The organism is Streptomyces sp. NPDC089424, from assembly GCF_044749345.1.
Taxonomy (GTDB): Bacteria; Actinomycetota; Actinomycetes; order Streptomycetales; family Streptomycetaceae; genus Streptomyces.
In genome coordinates, this window is the sequence record NZ_JBIVHU010000001.1 from 210,180 (window position 1) to 227,014 (window position 16,835).

Here is a 16,835-nt window from a genome sequence, read left to right on the forward strand (position 1 = left end):
GTGCGCCGCGTTCTTGTGAGCGCGCGCCGGGCGCGATAGACCCGTACCGGCCCGTCGCGTGTGGCGGGAAATCGGCTTTGCACCTGGGGAGTTGGCCATGAGCGTGACCAGTCGGTACCGGGAGGCCTGGGAAGGGTTCTGGCGCGAGGCGCCGGGCGGGCAGGGCGCCGTCCTGTGGGACGCCGAACCCGTGCTGACCGCCGGACGGCATGTGGCGCTGTTCGAGCCGCGGCTGGCCGACCCCGGCCTGCCGATGATCGACCTGGGCTGCGGCAACGGCACCCAGACGCGTTTCCTCGCCGGCCGCTTCCCGCGCGTGCTCGGCGTCGACCTGTCCGCGGCGGCCGTGGCACACGCCGAGGAGGCGGACCCGGCGGGGCAGGCGGCCTACCGGGAGCTGGACGCCGCCGACAAGACCGAGGTGGAGGTCCTGCACGCGCAGCTCGGCGACGCCAACGTCTACATGCGCGGTGTCCTGCACCAGTGCGAGCCGGGTGACCGCCAGCCGCTCGTCGACGGGATCGCGACCCTCGTCGGCGCCCGCGGCCGGGTCTTCCTCGTCGAACTCGCCGAGGCCGCCGGACTCGCGCTGCGCGCCCTGGCGCAGAGCCCCGACGGTCCGCCCGCCAAGCTCGCGCCGGTCTTCCGCCACGGCATCGCGCCGGGGGAGGTCGCCGACGCCGCGGTGCCCGAGTTCCTGACCGCCTCCGGCCTCACCGTGCTCGCGAGCGGTGATCTGCCGCTGACCACCACGGAGACCCGGCCGGACGGCACCCGGATCGAGCTGCCCGCGAAGTGGCTGGTGGCGGGCCGCACCGGGTGAGGCCGCCCCGGCGCGGTCGCGTAGGGTCGAGCGCGCCGGGGCCACCTGGCACCAGGAGAACGGGTGCGCGCGATCCCGTCCTGGTCGCCCGCCGATTCTCCGCGTAACGTGACGCACCATGAAGATCCTCATCAGCGCCGACATGGAGGGCGCCACCGGCGTCACCTGGCCGGCGGACGTGCTGCCCGGGACACCCCAGTGGGAGCGCTGCCGGTCGATGTTCACCTCCGACGTGAACGCCGCGGCGCTCGGCTTCTACGACGGCGGCGCCGATGAGGTCCTCGTCAACGAGGCGCACTGGACGATGCGCAACCTGCTGCTGGAGCAGCTGGACGAACGGGTGCAGATGCTCACCGGCCGGCACAAGTCGCTGTCGATGGTCGAGGGCGTGCAGCACGGCGACGTGGACGGGATCGCCTTCGTCGGCTACCACGCGGGCGCGGGCGCCGAGGGTGTCCTTGCCCACACCTACCTCGCGAACTCCATCACCGGCGTGTGGCTGGACGACGTACGCGCCAGCGAGGGACTGCTCAACGCGCGTGTCGTCGCCGAGTACGGGGTGCCCGTCGTGCTGGTGACCGGCGACGACGTGGCCTGCGAGGACGCGCTCGGGTACGCGCCCGAGGCGCGGAAGGTCGCCGTGAAGGACCATGTGTCGCGCTACGCCGCCGTGTGCCGCACACCTGTGCGGACCGCGGCCGACATCCGGGCCGCCGCCAAGGAGGCGGCCGCGCTCGCCGTCCGGCACGAGCCGGCCCGGTCCGGCCCGCACACCGTCGCGGTCGAGTTCGACGCCGAGCACCTCGCCATGGCGGCGACCGTGGTGCCGGGCGTGGCACGGACCGGGGAGCGGAAGGTGGCGTACACCTGCGCGACCATGTACGAGGCGATCCGCACCTTCAAGGCGGTCACCACTGTCGTCTCGGCTGCCGTGGAGGAGCAGTATGGCTGATCAGCAGGCGCTGGACGAGGTCGTGGAGTTCACCTCCGGCCTCATCCGCATCGACACCACCAACCGGGGCGGCGGCGACTGCCAGGAGCGGCCCGCCGCCGAGTACGCGGCCGAGCGGCTGGCCGGAGCCGGTCTCGAACCGACCCTCCTGGAGCGCACCAGGGGGCGTACCAACGTGGTCGCCCGGATCGAGGGCACCGACCCGTCCGCGGACGCGCTGCTGGTGCACGGGCACCTGGACGTCGTGCCCGCCGAGGCGGCCGACTGGAGCGTGCACCCGTTCTCCGGCGAGATCCGCGACGGGGTCGTCTGGGGCCGGGGCGCGGTCGACATGAAGAACATGGACGCGATGATCCTGGCCGTCGTGCGGTCCTGGGCCCGTGAGGGCGTCCGGCCCCGGCGGGACATCGTGATCGCGTTCACCGCGGACGAGGAGGCCAGCGCCGAGGACGGCTCCGGCTTCCTCGCCGACCGGCACGCCGCGCTGTTCGAGGGGTGCACGGAGGGCATCAGCGAGTCCGGGGCGTTCACCTTCCACGACGGGTCGGGCCGCGAGATCTACCCGATCGCGGCCGGTGAGCGCGGCACGGGCTGGCTGAAGCTCACCGCGCGCGGCCGGGCGGGGCACGGCTCCAAGGTCAACCGCGAGAACGCGGTGACCCGGCTGGCCGCCGCCGTCGCGCGGATAGGCGCGCACGAGTGGCCGCTGCGGCTCACCCCGACCGTGAGCGCCGCGCTCACCGAGCTCGCCGCGCTGTACGGCCTCGGCACCGGCCTCGACGACGTCGACCGGCTGCTGGAGAAGCTCGGCCCGGCCGCCAAGCTCGTCGAGGCCACCGTCCGCAACAGCGCCAACCCGACCATGATGGACGCCGGCTACAAGATCAACGTCATTCCCGGCGAGGCAGTGGCCCATGTCGACGGGCGCTTCCTGCCGGGTGGCGAGCAGGAGTTCCGCGACACCCTGGACCTGCTCACCGGGCCGGACGTCCAGTGGGAGTTCGAGCACCGCGAGGTGGCCCTGCAGGCGCCGCTGGACTCGCCGACCTACGCGCGGATGCGCGCCGCCGTCGAGGAGTTCGCCCCCGAGGGGCATGTCGTGCCGTACTGCATGTCGGGCGGCACCGACGCCAAGCAGTTCTCCCGGCTCGGCATCACCGGATACGGCTTCGCGCCGCTGAAGCTGCCCGAGGGCTTCGACTACCAGGCCCTCTTCCACGGCGTCGACGAACGCGTGCCCGTCGAGGCGCTGCACTTCGGCGTCCGCGTCCTCGACCGGTTCCTGCGGGACGCCTGACCACATGGGGGAGAACGTGCAGAGCCTGCCGTACGGTTCCTGGCCGTCGCCCATCGACGCGGCCCTCGCCGCCGCGCACGACGGGCACCCGGAGTTCGTGGGGTTCGTCGGCGACGAGGTGTGGTGGACCGAGCCCCGGCCCACCGAGGGCGGCCGGCGCACCCTGGTGCGGCGCCACCCCGACGGCACCGAGGAGTCCGTGCTGCCCGCGCCGTGGAACGTGCGCAGCCGGGTCATCGAGTACGGCGGGCAGCCCTGGGCGGGCGCCCTGGCCGACGGCCGTCCGGTCGTGGTGTTCGTGCACTTCGCCGACCAGCGGCTGTACCGGTACGAGGAGGGCGCCGAGCCCCGTCCGCTGACCCCCGTGTCGCCGGTGGGCGGCGGGCTGCGGTGGGTGGACCCCCAGCTGCGGGTGGAGCGCGGCGAGGTGTGGTGCGTGCTGGAGGAGTTCACCGGCGAGGGACCCACCGACCTGCGGCGCGTCCTCGCCGCGGTGCCGCTGGACGGCTCCGCCGCCGAGGACCGGGACGCCGTCCGCGAGCTCACCGACGACGCGCACCGCTTCGTCACAGGCCCCCGGCTCTCACCCGACGGACGGCGCGCCGCGTGGCTCGCCTGGGACCATCCGCGGATGCCGTGGGACGGCACCGAGCTGGTGCTCGCCGAGGTCGGCGACGACGGCACGCTCACCGGGGCCCGCACGGTCGCGGGCGGCCCGCGGGAGGCCGTCGCCCAGGCGGAGTTCGCCGCCGACGGCGCCCTGCTCCACGTCAGCGACCGCACCGGCTGGTGGAACCTCTACCGGGACGGCGAGCCGCTGTGCCCGCGCGAGGAGGAGTTCGGCGGGCCGTTGTGGCGGATCGGCCAACGCTGGTTCGCGCCGCTTGAGGGCGGCCTCGTCGCCGTCGTGCACGGCCGCGGCGCCACCGCCCTCGGCATACTCGACCCGGAGACCGGCGAGGTCGTCGACGCGGCCGGCCCCTGGACGGAGTTCGCGCCCACCCTCGCGGTGCACGGCGAACGGATCGTCGCCGTCGGCGCCAGCCCGCGCAGCGCCTACGAGGTGGTCGAATTGGACGCCCGCACCGGCCGGGCCCGGGTGATCGGCGCCGAGCACGACGACGTGGTGGACCCGGTGTTCTACCCGGAACCGCAGATCCGCGCCTTCACCGGCCCCGACGGGCGCGAGATCCACACGCACGTCTACCCGCCGCACAACCCCGGCTGCACCCCGCCCGGCGCCGAGCTGCCGCCGTACGTCGTCTGGGCGCACGGCGGTCCGACCAGCCGCTCCCCGCTCGTCCTCGACCTCCAGATCGCCTACTTCACCTCGCGCGGCATCGGGGTCGCCGAGGTCAACTACGGCGGCTCGACCGGCTACGGCAGGGAGTACCGGGAGCGGCTGCGCGAGCAGTGGGGCGTCGTCGACGTGGAGGACTGCGCGGCCGTCGCGCTCGCCCTCGCCGAGGAGGGCACCGCCGACCCCGGGCGGCTCGCCGTGCGCGGCGGCAGCGCGGGCGGCTGGACCACCGCCGCGTCGCTCACCATGACCGACGTCTACGCGTGCGGCACGATCATCTACCCGATCCTCGACCTGGCCGGCTGGGCGACCGGGGAGACCCACGACTTCGAGTCGCAGTACCTGGAGGGCCTGGTCGGACCGCTCGCCGAGGTGCCCGGAAGGTACGCGGAGCGCTCGCCCGCCGGGCACGCCGACCGGATCACCGCGCCCTTCCTGCTGCTCCAGGGCCTGGACGACGTGATCTGCCCGCCCGCCCAGTGCGAGCGGTTCCTGGAGGAGATGGCGGGACGGCAGGTGCCGCACGCGTACATCGCCTTCGAGGGCGAGGGGCACGGATTCCGGCGGGCGGACACCATGATCCGCGCACTGGAGGCCGAACTGTCCCTGTACTCCCAGGTGTTCGGACTCAACCCGCCGGGGGCCACGACGCTGGAGCTGACCACGTGAGGGAACTCGTACGACCACCCCGACTGGCCGCCGGGGCCAGGGTGGCCGTCGTCGCGACCAGCGGACCGGTGCCCGAGGAACGGCTGCAGAGCGGGCTCGACGTGCTCCGGGGCTGGGACCTCGACCCGGTGGTGGCACCGCACGTGCTGGACCGGCACGCGGACCTCCCCTACCTGGCGGGCACGGACGCCGACCGGGCCGCCGACTTCCAGGCCGCCTGGTGCGATCCGGCCGTGGCCGCCGTGCTGTGCGCCCGCGGCGGCTACGGGGCAGGGCGGATGATCGACCTGCTCGACTGGGACGCGCTGCGGGCGGCCGGGCCCAAGGTGCTCGTCGGTTTCAGCGACGTCACCGCGCTGCACGAGGCCTTCGCCACCCGGCTCGGACTGGTCACCCTGCACGGACCGATGGCGGCCGGCGTCGACTTCATCAAGAACGCGCGGGCGCAGGACCATCTGCGGGCCACGCTGTTCGCCCCGGAGACGGTCCGCACGATCGTCTCCGGCGGCGGCGCGCTGGTGCCCGGCCGTGCCCGGGGCGTGACGTCCGGCGGCTGCGCGAGCCTGCTCGCCGCCGAACTCGGCACGCCGCACGCCCGCACCGACACCCGGGGCGGGCTGCTGATGCTCGAGGACGTGGGGGAGGAGCCGTACCGGCTCGACCGGATCCTGACCCAGCTGCTGCGCGCCGGCCGCTTCGACGGGGTCGCGGGGATCGCCCTCGGTTCCTGGCTCGACTGCGGGCCGTACGGGAGGCTGCGCCAGGTGTTCGCCGACCGGCTCGGCGGGCTCGGGGTGCCGGTCGCCGAGGAGTTCGGATTCGGGCACGGCGAAGGGGCGTTGACGATTCCGTTCGGGGTCCGGGCGGAGCTGGACGCGGAGGCGGGGACCCTGACGCTGGAGGAACCGGCCCTGCGCTGAGTGCCCGTCAGTTCCCCTGGGGAAACCGCCCTCACGGTGGTTGACCTCGGCTGACACGTGTCACAGCATGGCAACCGGCCGGTCTCCACCGGCCGGTTGTCAGGGTGTCTCAGGGTTGTGCCCAGCGTGGAGGTCGCGTGTTCCGACGTGTGCCCAGCTCCCGTGCCGTGCTCGCCGCCGTGCTCGGCGTCGCGCTCGCCGTCCCCCTCGCCGTCACCCCGTCCGCCACCGCCGCGACCGGCCGGTACACCGTCACCGCCCTGGAGTTCACCGTCCGGGCGGGTGGGCGCACCTGCACGATCGACGCCGATCTCTACCGGCCCGCGGACGTGGACGGCGCCCGGCCCGCCCCCGCCGTCCTCGCCACCAACGGCTTCGGCGGCAGCAAGGACGACGGCTCCACCGACGTCGTCGGACGGAGCTTCGCGCAGCGCGGCTACGTCGGGCTCGTCTACTCCGGACTGGGCTTCGGCCGCTCGGGCTGTCCCATCTCGCTCGACGACCCGGCCGTCGACGGCCGGGCGGCCGCGCGCCTCGTGGACTTCCTGGCCGGCACCCGCGCCGCCGACGACGGCACCCGCGCCGACTACGTCACCCTGGACGGGCCGGGCGACCCGCGCGTCGGGATGATCGGCGGCTCCTACGGCGGAGCAGTGCAGCTCGCCACGGCCTCCGTCGACCACCGGGTCGACGCACTGGTACCGATGGTCACCTGGCACGACCTCGCGTACTCGCTCGCCCCGAACAACGCCGTCGGCGCCGGCGAGGTGCCCGGCGTCTTCAAATGGCAGTGGACCAACGGCTTCTACCTCATGGGCGAGGGGCAGCCCCTGCTCCAGCCCGCCCTCGACCCGTCCCGCATCACCTCCCTGCCCTGCCTGCACTTCGCCGCCCGGGCCTGCGAGACCGTCCGCACCCTCAACTCCGGGCGCTTCACCGCCGACCGGACCCGGGAGCTGCTCTCCTACGCCCGCAGCGTGTCGCCCGCGTCCTACCTGCACCGGGTGAAGGCGCCGACCCTGCTGGTCCAGGGGCAGGCCGACACCCTGTTCAACCTGGGCGAGGCGACCCGGACGTACCGGACGCTCCGGGCGCGGGGCACGCCGGTGAAGATGATCTGGCAGTCCTGGGGCCACAGCGGCGGCGTCGACGACCCGGCGGCGGGCGAACTCGACCTCGCCACCGGCAACCTGGAGACCAGCTACGTCGGCCGCCGGATCCTGGCCTGGTTCGACCGCTACCTGCACCGGAGGGTCGGCGTCGGTACCGGCCCCGCGTTCGCCTGGTACCGGGACTGGGTGAGCGACCCCGGCAGCCGCTACGCCACCGCCGACCGGCTGCCCGCGGCGGGGCGGAAGCTGTACCTCTCCGGCGACGGCAGGCTGGTCGAGGACCGGCGGAAGGTCACGCGGGGCAGCCGGACGTACGTCAACGGGCCGGTCCCCACGAGTCATTCGGAGTCCTCCCTGGCGGCGATGCTGGGGCTGCCCGACCCCGCGCCCCACGACACCGAGGGCACCCACCTGGCCTGGACCGGCGAGCCGCTCGTCCGGGCCGTGGAGGTGGTGGGGGAGCCCCGGGCCACCCTGAAGGTTCTCTCGCCCGAGGCCCGGCAGGACCAGGACTCGGGCGACGCCGCCGACCGGCTGGTGCTCTTCGCAAAGCTGTACGACGTCGCCCCCGACGGCACGCAGACCCTCGTCCACCGGCTGGTCGCGCCGGTGCGGGTGCCGGACGTGCGCGCGCCGTTCACCGTGAGCCTGCCGGCGATCGTGCACCGCTACGAGCGGGGGCACCGGCTGCGGTTCGTGGTCGCGGCGAGCGACGGGGCCTACTTCGGCAACCGGGGGACCAAGCCGGTGACCGTGGTGAGCGCGCCCGGCGACACCGGGGTGCTGGAGCTGCCCGTGGTCTGAGGGCCCCCGGCCCGGGGCTGCGGCGGCCGGGGGCCGGCCGTAGGGTGGCGGGATGCCGCACATCGCCTCCCGCCATCTCGCCGAGGGCCCTCGCGTGGGCATACGCCACTTCACCTACGAGGACGGCGCCGAGTTCACGGCGCGGGTCCGCGAGAGCAAGGACCTGCACCACCCGTGGCTGTTCCCGCCGGACACGGCCTCGGCGTACGCCCGCTACGCCGGCCGGCTGATCGAGGATCCGGGGAGCGCCGGGTTCCTGGTCTGCGAGACGGCCACCGGGGCCCTCGCCGGATACATCAACATCAACAACATCGTGGGCGGCGCCTTCCAGAGCGGTGCCCTCGGCTACGGCGCCTTCGCCCACGCCGCCGGGCGCGGCCTGATGCGCGAGGGGCTGGACCTGGTGATCGGCCAGGCCTTCGGGCCGATGCGGCTGCACCGGCTGGAGATCAACGTGCAGCCCGGCAACGCCGCGTCCATCGCCCTGGCCCGCGCCTGCGGGTTCCGCCTGGAGGGCTACTCGCCCCGCATGCTCCATGTCGACGGCGCCTGGCGGGACCACGAGCGCTGGGCGCTCACCGCCGAGATGCGGACTTGTAGTTGATCTTCATGGTGTCGAGGTCGGTGACCGTCGAGCGCAGCTCCCGGAAACCGTGGCCCAGGCCCCGCAGGACCGTCTCGGCGCGTTCCTCCGCGAGCGCGGCCGCCATCTCCTCGCCGTCGGCGGCGTCGGACACGACCACGAAGCGCATCGAGAAGTGCTTGAGCGGCGACGCCTGGTACGACAGCGTGCCCTCCTCGGTGAAGCGCATGCTCGTCATCCCGTGGTCGGCGGCGTCCGCCAGCAGCCGCGTCCGGCCCTCGTCGGTCAGCCCGTCCCAGGTGCCCCGGACGATGACCCGGTAGGTGTGCTGCTCGCTCATGCGTCGGTCCTCGCGTGAAAGTCGTTGAAGGCCCGACTGTACGTCGGGAAGGATGCCGCGCATGCGGAATATCGTGGTGATGGACGCCCCTTCGAACCTGGGCCTGCGCCCGCCCGCCCCAGGCACCGTGCCCGGCTGCCACAAGCTCGCCGGGGCGCTGCGCGAACAACGGATCGTGCAGAGACTGCGGGCCCTGGAGGGCGGGGTGGTCGTCCCGCCGCGCTACGACCGCGGGGACTGGCGGGAGGGCGACGGGGTGTTCAACGCCGCCGCCATCGCCTCGTACACGCGCAGGCTGGCCGACCGCGTCGAGCACCATGTGCGCGCCGGGGACTTCCCCCTCGTGCTCGGCGGCGACTGCTCCATCCAGCTCGGGGCCTCCCTGGCGCTGCGCCGCCTCGGCCGGTACGGGCTGGTGGCGGTCGACGCCTCCGCGGACTTCCGGCACCCCGGGAACTCCGACCGGGTGGGCGCGGCGGGCGGCGAGGAACTCGCGCTGGCCACCGGGCGGGGCCAGGAGGACCTGACGGACCTGGAGGGGCTGAAGCCCTATCTGCGCGACGAGGACGTACGGCTCTTCGGGATCCGCGACGACGATCCGGAGCGTACGGAACTGGCCGCGCTGAAGATCCCGGTCGTGACCGTCGGTGACCTGCGTGAGTGGGGCGGCGAGGCGCTCGCACGGGCCACCGCCGAGGCCTTCGAGATCCCCGAGGTGCGGGGCTTTTGGGTTCACCTGGACGCCGACGTGCTCGACCCCGAGGTGATGCCCGCCGTCGACAGTCCCGATCCCGACGGTCTGTTCCCCGACGAACTCACGGCCCTGCTGCGCCCGTTGCTGGCCTCGCCGCACTGCGTCGGTCTCAACGTCACCATCTACGACCCCGACCTCGACCCCGAGGGCACGGCGGGCGCGCTGCTCGCGGACGTCGTCGTGGACGCCTTTGCGCAATCCTGACCGGCCGCTCCTCTGGCCGACTCGGCGGTGGGCGGGTTCCATGGAGATCGTGACGACGATCCGACGTGACGTAGTGACACTGCCCGCCGCCGAGTTGGGACCGGACAACCCCCTGCCCCCGCTGCGGACCCTCGACGAGATGCACCGCATCGACGACCGGGACCGCGAGGAGCTGCCGCGTGACATGGCACGGCAGGTCGGGTACGAGCCCTTGCACAGCCTGCTGCCGGTCGGGGTCCGCGACGGCTACGAACGGGCCCGCGCACCACGGGACTTCGACGCCGTGGTGATCGATAACGACCGGCTGCGCGCCACCGTGCTCCCCGCCCTCGGCGGACGGCTGGTCTCCCTGGTCCAGCTGCCGTCCGGACGCGAACTCCTCTACCGCAACCCGGTGTTCCAGCCCGCCAACTTCGCCCTCAACGGCGCCTGGTTCTCCGGTGGCGTCGAATGGAACATCGGCGCCACCGGCCACACCACCCTGTCGTGCTCGCCCCTGCACGCCGCCCGCGTCCCGGCCCCCGACGGCGGCGAGATGCTGCGTCTGTGGGAGTGGGAGCGGCTGCGCGACCTGCCCTTCCAGGTCGACCTCTGGCTGCCCGACGGCTCGGACTTCCTCTTCGTGGGCGTCCGTGTCCGCAACCCGCACGAACGGCCCGTCCCCACCTACTGGTGGTCCAACATCGCCGTCCCCGAGGAGTGCCGGGTGCTGGCCCCGGCCGAGGAGGCCTGGAACTTCAGCTACGAGCGCCGCCTGCGCCGCGTCCCGGTCCCCGCCCACGACGGGGTCGACCGCACGTATCCCCTCAACAGCGAGTATCCCGCCGACTACTTCTACGAGCTGCCGCAGGGACGGCGCCCCTGGATCGCCGCGCTCGACGCCGACGGGCAGGGCCTGGTGCAGACGTCCACCGACGTGCTGCGCGGGCGCAAGCTGTTCGTGTGGGGCTCGGGCAGCGGAGGGCGGCGCTGGCAGCAGTGGCTCACCGAACCCGGCACCGGCGGCTACTGCGAGATCCAGGCCGGGCTCGCCCGGACCCAGCTGGAGCATGTGCGGCTGGAGGCGGAGAGCGAGGTGTCCTGGCTGGAGGCCTACGGCCCGCTGCGGGCCCGCCCGCGGGGCGACGACTGGGCCGGGGTGGTCCAAGAGGCCGAGGCGCGGCTGGAGGCGGCGCTCCCGCGCGCGGACGTGGTGGCGGCCTACGAGGCATGGAAGCCGTGCGCCGACGCCGAACCCGGCGAGCGGCTCGCGACCGGCTCGGGGTGGGGCGCCCTCGAAGTGCTGCGCGGCGGCTGGAAACTGCCCGGCACCCCCTTCGAGGAGGGGGTCCTCGGGGACGCCCAGGCGCCGTGGCTCCATCTGCTGCGCGCCGGATCACTTCCCGAGCCGCGCCGGGTGCGGCCGCCGGGCCGGACGCCGGTCGGGCCGCACTGGCGGGACATGCTGGAGACGGCGCCCGCGACCCCCCTCACCGAGTACCACCTCGGGGTCGCGCAGTGGCACGCCGGGGACCGGGCGCAGGCGGTGCGCAGCTGGGAGCGGGCGCTTTCGCTGGCACCCTCCGAGTGGCCGCTGCTGCGCTGCCTGGCGGTCGCGGACCAGGAGAACGGTAACCACGAACGGGCCGCCGACCGGTACGTGGAGGCCTTCGACGACCTGTGCCGGGAGCGGCGCGACGACGGCGAGGTGTGGACGGCGGCCACGGCGGCGCTCGGGCGGGAGGCGATCGGCGCGCTGCTCGCCGTGCGGCGCCCGGCTCCGGCGCGGGCCGTGTGGGAACGGCTCCTTCCCGCGACGCGGGCCCGGGGGCGCTTCCGGCTGCTGGAGGCCGAGTTGCTGGCCGCCGAGGGACGGATCGAGGACGCCCGCGCGGTCTTCGAGGCCGGCTTCGAGGTGGCCGACCTGCGGGAAGGGGACGAGGTCGTCGGGCGGACGTGGGAGCGGGTCGACGGCGGCCCGCTGCCCGCGCGCTACGACTTCCGGATGCGGCCCCCCACGTCCTGAAGGCCCGGCGGCCGGGGCCGCCGCCTGGAGTCCGGCGCCGGGCCAGGGCGGGCGGCCGTTAGGCGAGGGCGGCCAAGGGTACCCGGCGCCCATGGACCGCATGGATCATCTGGAGCACCTGGACAAGCATCTGGTGGACGAGCTGGCGCAGGTCGCGCGGGAGACGATCCGCGACGAACTGCGCCAGCAGACGCGCAAGCAGCGCCGCAAGGCGACGCTGTACGCCGCGTCCGGCGCCGTCGCCCTGTACGCGGGCGCGGCGGTCGCCCTCGGCGTGGGGCTGGCGCTCGCCCTCGTCCTGCCGGGCTGGGCCGCCGCGCTCATCACCGCGGCGATCCTCGGCGTGGTCGCGTACCTGCTGCGCGGCGCCGCCCGGCCGCACGCCCCCGGGACGCCGCACGGGCGCGCCGAGCTGACGGCGGACCGGGACCACGCGCACGGCGCCGCCCCGCACGCCGGCCCCGGCGAGGCGTCCTACCCGCCGGTGCCGCCCGTCCCGCCCGCGCCGCCCGGGGCCGCCGCCCCGACCGGGACGCCGGGTCCGCCGCCGCGCACCGACGGCATCGACCCCGGTGGCCCGCACCACCGGGCCTGACCCCGAAGGGGCGCGCCCACCGATCGGCCGCGGCCGGGACGACGTCCCGGCCGCGGCCTTCTCCTGCGCCCCTCGCGCCCGGTGAGGCGGACCCCCCGCCCGGCCGGGTGGGAGGTCCGTCCGGGTTTGGGTGCGTCGGCCAGGGGGACGCGGAACACCTCGGACGAGACGACCGCCGGAGGCGTAACCGTGAGTCGACCCCGCATCGTGATCGTCGGAGCCGGCTTCGCCGGCTACCGGACGGCCCGCGACCTGTCGCGGCTGGCCCGGGGCAGGGCCGACATCACCCTGCTCAACCCGACCGACTACTTCCTGTACCTGCCGCTGCTGCCGCAGGTGGCCGCCGGAATCCTGGAGCCCCGCCGCGTGACGGTCTCCCTGTCCGGCACCCTGCCGAGGGTGCGGCTGGTCCTCGGCGAGGCGGACGGCATCGACCTCGACGCCCGCACCGTGCACTACTCCGACCCGGAGGGCGGGGGAGGCACTCTGCAGTACGACCGGCTGGTGCTGGCCGCCGGCAGCGTCAACAAGCTGCTGCCCATCCCCGGCGTCGCCGAGCACGCGCACGGCTTCCGCGGCCTGCCCGAGGCGCTCTACCTGCGCGACCACGTGACCCGGCAGGTCGAGCTCGCGGCCGCCGCCGAGGACGCCCAGGGCTGCGCGGCGCGCTGCACCTTCGTGGTGGTCGGCGCCGGCTACACCGGGACCGAGGTCGCCGCGCACGGACAGATGTACACCGACGCGCAGGTGCGCGGGCGCCCCCTGCGGGAAGGGATGCGGCCGCGCTGGATCCTGCTGGACATCGCCCCGCGGGTGCTGCCCGAGCTGGACGAACGGCTCTCCCGCACCGCCGACCGGGTACTGCGGGAGCGGGGCGTCGACGTACGGATGGGGACCTCCGTGAAGGAGGCCACGCACGACGGGGTGCTGCTCACCGACGGGGAGTACATCCACACCCGCACGCTCGTGTGGTGCGTGGGCGTCCGGCCCGACCCTCTCGTCCACGCCCTCGACCTGCCCATGGAGCGCGGGCGGCTGCTCGTGGACCCCTACCTCCAGGTGCCCGGCAGGCCGGAGGTGTTCGCGTGCGGGGACGCCGCCGCCGTGCCCGACCTCGACAAGCCGGGCCAGTACACGCCGATGACCGCGCAGCACGCCTGGCGGCACGGCAAGGTGTGCGCGCGGAACATCGCCGCCTCCTTCGGGGACGGCGAAGCGCGGCCCTACCGGCACCGGGACCTGGGCTTCGTGGTCGACCTCGGTGGCGCCAAGGCGGCCGCGAACCCGCTGGGCGTGGCGCTGTCCGGGGTCACCGCCGGTGCCGTGACCCGCGGCTACCACCTCGCCGCCATGCCGGGCAATCGGGTGCGGGTGGCGGCGGACTGGCTGCTGGACGCGGTACTGCCGCGCCAGGCCGTGCAGTTGGGGCTCGTACGGTCCTGGTCCGTGCCGCTGGACACGGCGTCGCCGGAGCTGGCCCGGGTGCCGGCCGGGGCGCGGCACGGCGGCGGCGCACCCGCCATGGAGCAGCCCGCCCCGGGGACCGGCGGCGACCACCCCTCGCCCGGTCCCGTGAAGCGCACCGACACCTCCGACGAAGGAGACCGATGAACACCAGCGAACTCGTCGAGCTGGCACAGCAGTTGCGTGTGGACAGCGTGCGGGCCTCCGCCGCGGCGGGCTCCGGGCATCCGACGTCGTCGATGTCCGCCGCCGATCTGATGGCCGTCCTGATGGCCCGTCACCTGCGCTACGACTTCGACCGCCCGGAGCACCCGGGCAACGACCGCCTCGTCCTGTCCAAGGGGCACGCCTCGCCCCTGCTCTACTCCGCCTACAAGGCGGCCGGCGCCCTGGACGACGGCGAGTTGCTCACCTTCCGCAAGCTGGGCAGCCGGCTCGAAGGGCACCCCACACCGCAGCGGCTGCCGTGGGTGGAGACGGCCACTGGGTCGCTGGGGCAGGGACTGCCCGTCGGCGTGGGCATCGCCCTGTCCGGCAAGCGGCTCGACCGGGCGGACTACCGCGTGTGGGTGCTGTGCGGGGACAGCGAGCTCGCCGAGGGCTCCGTCTGGGAGGCCGCCGAGCACGCCTCGTTCGAGAACCTCGACAACCTCGTCGCAGTCGTCGACGTCAACCGGCTCGGCCAGCGCGGTCCCACCCGGCACGGTCACGACCTCGACGCCTACGCCCGCCGCTTCCAGGCGTTCGGCTGGCACACGATCGAGATCGACGGGCACGACGTGGACGCGATCGACCGGGCCTACGGAGAGGCGCTGTCGACCAAGGGCCAGCCGACCGTCGTCCTCGCCCGCACCCTCAAGGGCAAGGGCGTCGAGGCCGTCCAGGACCGCGAGGGGCTGCACGGCAAGCCGCTGCCCGACGCCGAGGAGGCCGTCGCCGAACTCGGCGGTGTCCGGGACCTGCGCTTCCACGCCCAGGAGCCGCCCGCCGCGCGCCTGTTGCACGCCGTCCGCGAGGACCACGTCGAACTGCCCCGCTTCGATCCGGGCGAGGAGGTGGCGACCCGCGACGCCTACGGCAAGGCGCTCGCCGCCCTCGGCACCGGACGCGGGGACGTTGTCGCCCTCGACGGCGAGGTGAGCGACTCCACGCGCGCCGAGGCCTTCGCCAAGGAGCACCCCGAGCGGTTCTTCGAGTGCTACATCGCCGAGCAGCAGATGGTCGCCGCCGCGGTGGGCATCTCGACGCGGGGCTGGGTGCCGTACGCCTCGACGTTCGCGGCCTTCCTCACACGGGCCTACGACTTCGTGCGCATGGCCTCGATCAGCGGGGCCGGGATCAACCTCGTCGGTTCGCACGCCGGCGTCGCGATCGGGCAGGACGGCCCCTCCCAGATGGGCCTGGAGGACCTCGCGATGTTCCGGGCCGTGCACGGCTCGACCGTGCTCTACCCGTGCGACGCCAACCAGACGGCCCGGCTCGTCGCCGCCATGGCCGACCTGGACGGCATCCGCTACCTGCGCACCTCACGCGGCAAGAACAAGGTGATCTACGGGCCCGACGAGGAGTTCCCGGTGGGCGGCAGCAAGGTGCTGCGTTCCTCCGCCACCGACCGGCTGACCCTGGTCGCCGCGGGCGTCACCGTGCCCGAGGCGCTGGCCGCGGCCGACGCGCTGGACGGCGAGGGCGTCCAGGTGCGGGTGATCGACCTGTACTCGGTCAAGCCCGTCGACCGGTCGACCCTGCGGCAGGCGGCCGAGGACACCGGATGCCTGGTCACCGTGGAGGACCACCGCGAGGAGGGCGGCCTCGGCGACGCCGTGCTGGACGCCTTCCTCGACGGACGTCCCACGCCGCGGCTGGTGCGCCTCGCGGTGCGCACCATGCCGGGTTCGGCCGCGCCCGACCAGCAGCTGCACGCCGCGGGCATCGACGCCGACTCGATCACCGCCGCCGTGCAACTGCTGGTGGAGCAGGCGGTCGTGCGGTGAGCGACGACGAGGTGCGCACCGTGCGGGCCGGCCGGCGCCCCGTTGAGGTGCACCGGCCGGACAAGGTGCTCTTCCCCGGCGGCGGGGACGCGAAGGAGTACACCAAACGGGACCTCGTCGACTACTACCGGGCCGTCGCGCCGTTCATGCTGCCGCATCTGCGGGGCCGTCCGCTGATGCTCCAGCGCCGTCCGGACGGCCTCGACGGACCGGAGTTCATGCAGAAGAACACGCCGGAGAGCTATCCGGCGTGGATCACCCGCGTCGAGGTCCCCAAGGAGGGCGGCACCGTCTGCCACACGGTCTGCGACGACGCCGCCACCCTCGTCTACCTCGCCGACCAGGCCTGCCTCACTCTGCACCGCTGGCTCTCCCGGGCCGGCGGGCTCGACCGGCCGGACCGGCTGGTGTTCGACCTCGACCCGTCCGGCGAGTCCTTCGCGCCGGTGCGCGAGGCGGCCTGGCGGCTGGGTGACCTGCTCGACGGACTGAAGCTGCCCTCGGCGCTGATGACCACCGGCTCGCGCGGGCTGCACGTGGTCGTGCCGCTCAACGGGCGTCACGACTTCGACGAGGTGCGGGGGTTCGCCCGCGACGTGGCCGACACCCTCGCCGCCGCGCACCCCGACCGGTACACCACCGCCGCCCGCAAGAAGGACCGCGGTGACCGGCTCTACCTCGACGTGCAGCGCAACGGCTACGCGCAGACCGCCGTCGCCCCGTTCAGCGTGCGCGCCAGGCCCGGCGCGCCCGTCGCCGTCCCCGTCGGCTGGGACCAGCTCGACCACCCCGGATTCGGGCCGCGCCGCTGGACCCTGGCCGACGCCGTCGACCAGGCCCGCACCGACCCCTGGGCCGGTGTGATGAACCGCGGGCGTGCCCTCGGCCCGGCCCGGCGCCGGCTCGACGCGATGCGTGGCTGACGCACGTACCGCCGCTGCGCAGGCGCGATACGCCCCCGGGGGAAAGCGGGCGACTCCAGAAGGTTTGGCCAAGGGATCAGCGGCCACCCGAACTGCGAG

14 protein-coding genes are annotated in these 16,835 nt (G+C 74.3%); 13 read left to right on the top strand and 1 reads right to left on the bottom strand.

The annotated features are described in order from the left end of the window. Positions 1-97 precede the first annotated feature (97 nt). The 7 genes from ACIP2X_RS00905 to ACIP2X_RS00935 all read left to right on the top strand — a co-directional run bounded on the left by ACIP2X_RS00905 (position 98) and on the right by ACIP2X_RS00935 (position 8,481). A complete protein-coding gene (locus ACIP2X_RS00905) occupies positions 98-823 on the top strand; it encodes a class I SAM-dependent methyltransferase (protein WP_401665731.1) in 726 nt (241 codons plus the stop codon). Between the two features lie 118 nt (positions 824-941). Continuing rightward, positions 942-1,775 (top strand): M55 family metallopeptidase, encoded by an 834-nt coding sequence (locus ACIP2X_RS00910; RefSeq protein WP_401665733.1) that lies wholly within the window; start codon positions 942-944, stop codon positions 1,773-1,775. Beyond that, entirely contained in the window at positions 1,768-3,072 is a 1,305-nt protein-coding gene (locus ACIP2X_RS00915) for a M20/M25/M40 family metallo-hydrolase (RefSeq protein WP_401665735.1), read from the top strand. Before ACIP2X_RS00910 ends, ACIP2X_RS00915 begins: the two co-directional genes overlap by 8 nt. 4 nt (positions 3,073-3,076) lie before the next feature. Further along, entirely contained in the window at positions 3,077-5,041 is a 1,965-nt protein-coding gene (locus ACIP2X_RS00920) for a S9 family peptidase (protein ID WP_401665738.1), read from the top strand. Then, complete coding sequence (locus ACIP2X_RS00925; RefSeq protein WP_401665740.1) at positions 5,038-5,961, top strand: LD-carboxypeptidase; 924 nt, start codon at positions 5,038-5,040, stop codon at positions 5,959-5,961. Before ACIP2X_RS00920 ends, ACIP2X_RS00925 begins: the two co-directional genes overlap by 4 nt. Before the next feature lie 137 nt (positions 5,962-6,098). After that, positions 6,099-7,877 carry a CocE/NonD family hydrolase gene (locus ACIP2X_RS00930; protein ID WP_401665743.1) on the top strand — a complete coding sequence of 593 codons (1,779 nt, stop codon included), beginning with the start codon at positions 6,099-6,101 and terminating at the stop codon, positions 7,875-7,877. A gap of 52 nt (positions 7,878-7,929) precedes the next feature. Beyond that, positions 7,930-8,481 carry a GNAT family N-acetyltransferase gene (locus ACIP2X_RS00935; protein ID WP_401665746.1) on the top strand — a complete coding sequence of 184 codons (552 nt, stop codon included), beginning with the start codon at positions 7,930-7,932 and terminating at the stop codon, positions 8,479-8,481. Here ACIP2X_RS00935 and ACIP2X_RS00940 read toward each other — a convergent pair. After that, positions 8,453-8,800, bottom strand: coding sequence for a DUF6204 family protein (locus ACIP2X_RS00940; protein WP_401665748.1), 348 nt, complete (start codon positions 8,798-8,800; stop codon positions 8,453-8,455). The two genes, ACIP2X_RS00935 and ACIP2X_RS00940, sit on opposite strands and share 29 nt — an antisense overlap. A gap of 61 nt (positions 8,801-8,861) precedes the next feature. On the opposite strand from ACIP2X_RS00940, the gene ACIP2X_RS00945 reads away from it, so the two are divergent. The 6 genes from ACIP2X_RS00945 to ligD all read left to right on the top strand — a co-directional run bounded on the left by ACIP2X_RS00945 (position 8,862) and on the right by ligD (position 16,736). After that, positions 8,862-9,758 (top strand): arginase family protein, encoded by an 897-nt coding sequence (locus tag ACIP2X_RS00945; RefSeq protein WP_401665750.1) that lies wholly within the window; start codon positions 8,862-8,864, stop codon positions 9,756-9,758. 40 nt (positions 9,759-9,798) lie between these two features. Further along, a complete protein-coding gene (locus tag ACIP2X_RS00950; protein ID WP_401665752.1) occupies positions 9,799-11,763 on the top strand; it encodes a DUF5107 domain-containing protein in 1,965 nt (654 codons plus the stop codon). A gap of 91 nt (positions 11,764-11,854) precedes the next feature. Continuing rightward, positions 11,855-12,358, top strand: coding sequence for a phage holin family protein (locus tag ACIP2X_RS00955; RefSeq protein WP_401665754.1), 504 nt, complete (start codon positions 11,855-11,857; stop codon positions 12,356-12,358). Positions 12,359-12,547: 189 nt separating this feature from the next. Further along, a complete protein-coding gene (locus ACIP2X_RS00960; RefSeq protein WP_401665756.1) occupies positions 12,548-13,969 on the top strand; it encodes an NAD(P)/FAD-dependent oxidoreductase in 1,422 nt (473 codons plus the stop codon). Then, positions 13,966-15,813: a transketolase gene (locus tag ACIP2X_RS00965; RefSeq protein WP_401665758.1), complete on the top strand. Its 1,848-nt coding sequence runs from the start codon at positions 13,966-13,968 to the stop codon at positions 15,811-15,813. The genes ACIP2X_RS00960 and ACIP2X_RS00965 overlap by 4 nt, the downstream gene beginning before the upstream one ends. Further along, on the top strand, positions 15,810-16,736 hold the full coding sequence (gene ligD, locus ACIP2X_RS00970) for a non-homologous end-joining DNA ligase (protein ID WP_401665760.1): 927 nt from the start codon (positions 15,810-15,812) through the stop codon (positions 16,734-16,736). The genes ACIP2X_RS00965 and ligD overlap by 4 nt, the downstream gene beginning before the upstream one ends. Positions 16,737-16,835: the final 99 nt, after the last annotated feature.